The organism is Dietzia sp. DQ11-44 (assembly GCF_014145205.1).
Lineage (GTDB): Bacteria > Actinomycetota > Actinomycetes > Mycobacteriales > Mycobacteriaceae > Dietzia > Dietzia natronolimnaea.
Map to the genome: position 1 here is coordinate 1 of NZ_JAALEC010000187.1, position 5160 is coordinate 5160.

Genomic DNA, 5160 nt, shown 5'->3' on the forward strand with positions numbered 1-5160 from the left:
CGCGCCCGCCGACCCCGGGGCCGTCCCCGTCGACCACGCCGGCCCCCGCACCGAGAACACGCAGCCTGAACCGCCCACCCTCGGCTCGGTCGACCCCGCCGCGACGGGGTACGACCAGGCCGGCGGCGGTGCGCAGCTCCCCCTCGGCGAGCATCACCGTCGCCCGGATCAGGGCGAGCATCTGATCCGAGGCCGCACTGCTCGGGCCGGTGACGTCGATGAGCCCGATCAGCTCACCCGTCCCGGGGTCGTGGACCGGCGCCGCCGCGCAACTCCACTCGTGGGCCATCTCGAGATAGTGCTCGGACCCGCGGACCCGCACCTCCGTGTCGTGCCGGAGCGCGAGCCCCGGCGCGTTGGCCCCGACCGCCTCGTCCGTCCAGACCGCGCCGGGGATGAACGCCATCGACTCCGCGCGGGACCGGACGCCCCGGTCACCGATCACGCGGAGCAACCGTCCCCGCTCGTCCGCGACGGCGACGATGTGCCCGCTGGAGACCACGCCCGACACGAGGACCGACTCGACCACCGGGAGGACCGACGCCATCCGGTGCTCCGCCACGTGGCGGGAGAGGTCCGGGCCCTCCAGCTCGACCGACGGCGCGACCACGGTGGGGTCGATACCCCGATGCCTGCTGCGCTCCCACGACTCGGCCACCAGCAGGCTCGCCGCGGGTCCCGTGCCCCCGAACATGTCGTCAGTGTAACCCGTATCACACGAACCGGGATCACAAACCTGACGCGCCCCTCATAAACGGATCTAAATAGACCGTGCTGAACACGGACAGCGGCCAACCCTCTACACTTGCCAGTGATACAGGCCACACATGACCTAAGGATCGCAATGACGACCGAGTTCGCCACCCCTCCAGTAACCAAGCCCTTCCCTGTCGAGAACCTCGGCCGACTCCTGTTCAAGAACGCGGAGGAGGCCCCGAACGACGTCGCGGTACTGCGGCTCGTCGGGACCGACTGGAAGGAGGTCACCTGCGCCCAGTACCTGGAAGAGGTCAAGGGCGTCGCCAAGGGACTCATCGCCCGGGGCGTCAAGCCCGGCGACCGCCTGGCCATCATGAGCCACACCCGCTACGAGTGGTCGCTCATCGCGTGGGCCTCCTGGGCGGTCGGCGCCGTCACCGTGCCGATCTACGAGACCTCCTCGTCGGGCCAGTGCGACTGGATCCTCACCGACTCCGGCGCGACCGTCGCCGTGGTCGAGAACCTCGAACTCCGCGAGGTGCTGACGTCCGGCACCGAGTGGAACGGCGACATCATGGTCATCGAGAACGACCTGGTCGCCCAGCTCACCGCCGCGGGAGCGGATGTCACCGACGAGCAGCTCGAGCAGGCCTCGCTGGCGACGGGCCACGAGGACCGGTGCGCCATCATCTACACCTCCGGCACGACGGGCAACCCCAAGGGCTGCGAGATCCTGCACGGCGGGTTCGCCGGCGTCGTGATGTCGGTCGAGGAGCAGCTCAAGGACGCGTTCGTCCCCAACAGCCGCACCCTGATCTTCCTGCCGCTGGCACACGTGCTGGCCCGCATCCTCGAGGTGGCATGCTTCTACAAGCGCGTCGCCGTGGCCCACGAGCCCGACACGACCAAGGTCGTCGAGCGCCTGGCGGAGATCCACCCGACCTTCCTCGTGTCGGTCCCGCGCGTGCTCGAGAAGGTCTACAACTCCGCCGCGGGCAAGGCCGAGGCCGCCGGCGGCGCCAAGGCCAAGATCTTCAAGGCCGCGGTGCAGACCGCGATCGACTACTCCATGGCCATGGAGGGTGGCGGGAAGCCGCCCGCGGGCCTGGCGCTCAAGCAGAAGTTGTTCTCCAAGCTGGTCTACTCGAAGCTCCACGACGCCCTGGGCGGCGAGTGCAACCGCATCATCTCCGGCGGCGGCCCCCTGGGCGCCCGTCTCGGCCACTTCTACCGCGGCGCCGGCTTCGACCTGCTCGAGGGCTACGGCCTCACCGAGTCCTCGGGCGTGCTCACCGTCAACCCGATCGGCCAGGCCAAGATCGGCACCGTCGGTCGACCGATCCCCGGTGTGACCATCCAGATCGCCGACGACGGCGAGATCCTGGCCAAGGCCAAGACCCTGTTCAAGGGCTACTGGCAGAACCCGAAGGCCAACGAGGAGTCCTGGACCGGCGAGTGGTACCACACCGGCGACATCGGCGAGCTCGACTCGGACGGTTACCTGTCGATCACCGGCCGCAAGAAGGACCTCATCGTCACCGCCGGCGGCAAGAACGTGTCGCCGTCCCAGATGGAGGACCTCCTCTCGGCCGATCCGCTGATCAGCCAGGCCGTCGTGGTGGGCGACAACCGCAACTACATCGCAGCGCTGATCACCATCGACCAGGAGACCTTCCCGGCGTGGCGGGACAAGCACGGCAAGACCGGCGAGGTGGCGGACCTGCTCCAGGACGGCGAGCTGGTCGGCGCCATCCAGGACGCGGTGGACCAGGCCAACAAGTCCGTCTCCCGCGCCGAGTCCATCCGCAAGTTCAAGATCCTCGCGGCGGAGTTCTCGGTGGAGAGCGGTGAGCTCACCCCGACGCTCAAGCTCAAGCGCAACGTCGTGCACGACCGCTTCGGCAGCGAGATCGAGGCGCTCTACTCCGACAACTGAGTCCTCGACCGGTAGCGCCCGGGCCCCACGGGGTCCGGGCGCTGCGGCATTTCGCCGGCCCCGTCATTTCACGCGGGCGTGGTCCGGACGGGTGCGGGATCACGTACACTTGCCGATAGACAGATCGGTTCATTCTGAAGAACGGAACTCACCAATGGCGAAGATCTATTCCGACATCACCGAGACCATCGGCCACACGCCCCTGGTCCGCCTCAACTCCCTCACCGACGGCCTCCAGGCCACCGTGCTCGCCAAGCTGGAGTCCGCCAACCCGGCCGCCAGCGTCAAGGACCGCATCGGTGCCGCGATCATCGACGACGCGGTCGCCTCCGGCGCCCTCAAGCCCGGTGGCACCATCGTCGAGGGCACGTCCGGCAACACCGGCATCGCGCTGGCCATGGTCGCGTCCGCGCGCGGGTTCAAGTCCGTCCTGGTCATGCCCGACACCATGTCGGTCGAGCGCCGTGCGGTCATGCGTGCCTACGGTGCCGAGCTCATCCTCACCCCGGGCTCCGAGGGCATGAAGGGCGCCGTGGCCAAGGCCGAGGAGGTCGCCTCCACCCGCGAGAACGCGGTCCTGGCCCGGCAGTTCGCCAACCCGGCCAACCCGGACGTCCACCGCCGGACCAGCGGCCCCGAGGTCTGGGAGGACACCGACGGCGAGGTCGACATCTTCATCGCCGGCATCGGCACCGGCGGCACCATCACCGGCGCCGGCGGGTACCTGCGCGAGCAGAAGTCGGACATCCAGATCGTGGCCGTCGAGCCCAAGGACTCGCCGCTGCTCACCGAGGGCAAGGCCGGACCGCACAAGATCCAGGGTCTGGGCGCCAACTTCGTCCCCGAGATCCTCAACCGGGACATCTACGACGAGGTCATCGACGTCACCCTCGACGATTCGCTGCGGATCGCCAAGCGCCTCGGCACCGAGGAGGGCATCCTCGCCGGCATCTCGTCCGGTGCCAACGTGTGGGCCGCGCTCGAGGTGGCCAAGCGTCCCGAGAACGCCGGCAAGACCATCGTGGTGATCGTGTGCGACTACGGCGAGCGCTACGTGTCCACCATGCTGTTCGAGGACTACCGCGACTGATGACCGACCCGACTCCGTCGACCGCGGACGCGCCCGCGGCGGGGATCCTGCGCACCCTGCGCGAGGATCTCGCCGCGGCGCGTGCCCACGACCCGGCGGCCCGGGGAGATGTCGAGAACGCGATCGTCTACTCCGGCCTGCACGCGATCTGGTCCCACCGGCTCTCCCACCGACTGTGGGTGGCCGGCGGGACCGGCCGGTTCGCGGCCCGCGTCCTGAGCCAGTTCACCCGGTTCCTCACGGGGATCGAGATCCACCCCGGTGCCACCATCGGTCGGCGGTTCTTCATCGACCACGGCATGGGCGTGGTCATCGGGGAGACCGCCGAGATCGGCGACGACTGCATGCTGTACCACGGGGTCACCCTGGGCGGCGTCTCGCTCAAGCACGTCAAGCGCCACCCCACCCTGGGCGACCGCGTGACCGTCGGCGCCGGGGCCAAGATCCTGGGCCCCGTCGAGATCGGTTCGGACTCGTCGGTCGGCGCCAACGCCGTGGTGGTCAAGGACGCCCCGGCCAACTCGATCGTCGTGGGCATCCCGGGCGTCGCCAAGCCCGCCACGGAGTCGAAGGAGGAGCTGCGCGACGCGCAGTTCTACATCGACCCCGCCATCTACATCTGACCCCTCGAGGTCCGGGACCCACCCCACGAATCCCGTGGGGGCGGGTCCCGGACCTCGTCGTGGTTCCGGCCGTCCCGACCACGCGCCCGATCGCTGTCCGGGGCTGGCCCGCGCCGCGCGGCCGGGGATAGGATCGCCGTCACCGCACCGCGGGATCGAGGTGATCGTGACCATGACGACGACGATGCGGGCCTGGGTGGTCCGCGAGCCGGCACCCCTGGCGCGGTCCCCGCTGGACCTCGTCGAGCTCGCCGTGCCCGAGCCCGGGCCGGGTGAGATCCTGATCCGCGTCCTCACGTGCGGGGTCTGCCGGACCGACCTGCACGTCGCCACAGGTGACCTCCCGGTCCGCCGACCGCGGGTGGTCCCCGGCCACGAGATCGTCGGAGAGGTCGTCGGTTCGGGTCCCGGGTGCGTCCGGTTCCTCACCGGTGACCGGGTGGGCGTCCCCTGGCTGCGGGGCACCTGCGGGAGTTGCGGTGCCTGCCGGGCCGGACGGGAGAACCTGTGCGCCCGGTCCCGCTACACCGGATGGGATGCCGACGGCGGCTACGCGGAGTTCACCACCGCTGCCGAGGCCTTCGCCTACGCCCTTCCCGACGGGATCGACGACCTCTCGGCCGCGCCGCTGCTGTGCGCGGGCATCATCGGGTACCGCGCGCTGAAGCGTGCGGCGCTCCCGCCGGGCGGCAGGCTGGGCGTCTACGGCTTCGGCGGTTCGGCCCATCTCACCGCTCAACTCGCCCTCGCGCAGGGGGCGGAGGTCCACGTGCTCACCCGGGGCGAGGGCGCGCGCCGGTTGGCTCTCGACC

The 5160-nt window shown here is 70.1% G+C and carries 5 protein-coding genes; 4 read left to right on the forward strand and 1 reads right to left on the reverse strand.

The features are described from left to right. Window positions 1–694, reverse strand: a 694-nt coding sequence (locus G6018_RS05760; RefSeq protein ID WP_347237807.1) for a GAF domain-containing protein, incomplete at its 3' end; no start/stop codon positions are given. Between the two features lie 150 nt (window positions 695–844). Between G6018_RS05760 and G6018_RS05765 the strand changes: the two genes are divergently transcribed. From G6018_RS05765 to G6018_RS05780, 4 genes are all read left to right on the forward strand, one after another. Continuing rightward, a complete protein-coding gene (locus G6018_RS05765) occupies window positions 845–2635 on the forward strand; it encodes a long-chain fatty acid--CoA ligase (protein ID WP_182639111.1) in 1791 nt (596 codons plus the stop codon). 154 nt (window positions 2636–2789) lie between these two features. Further along, the gene (gene cysK / locus G6018_RS05770; RefSeq protein WP_179524173.1) at window positions 2790–3725 is read left to right on the forward strand and encodes a cysteine synthase A; all 936 of its coding nucleotides are present in this window, start codon (window positions 2790–2792) and stop codon (window positions 3723–3725) included. Further along, window positions 3725–4348, forward strand: a complete 624-nt coding sequence (epsC, locus tag G6018_RS05775) for a serine O-acetyltransferase EpsC (RefSeq protein ID WP_182639113.1) — start codon at window positions 3725–3727, stop codon at window positions 4346–4348. The genes cysK and epsC overlap by 1 nt, the downstream gene beginning before the upstream one ends. Window positions 4349–4520: 172 nt before the next feature. After that, the coding region (locus G6018_RS05780; RefSeq protein WP_241732004.1) for a zinc-binding alcohol dehydrogenase family protein at window positions 4521–5160 on the forward strand (640 nt) is incomplete at its 3' end.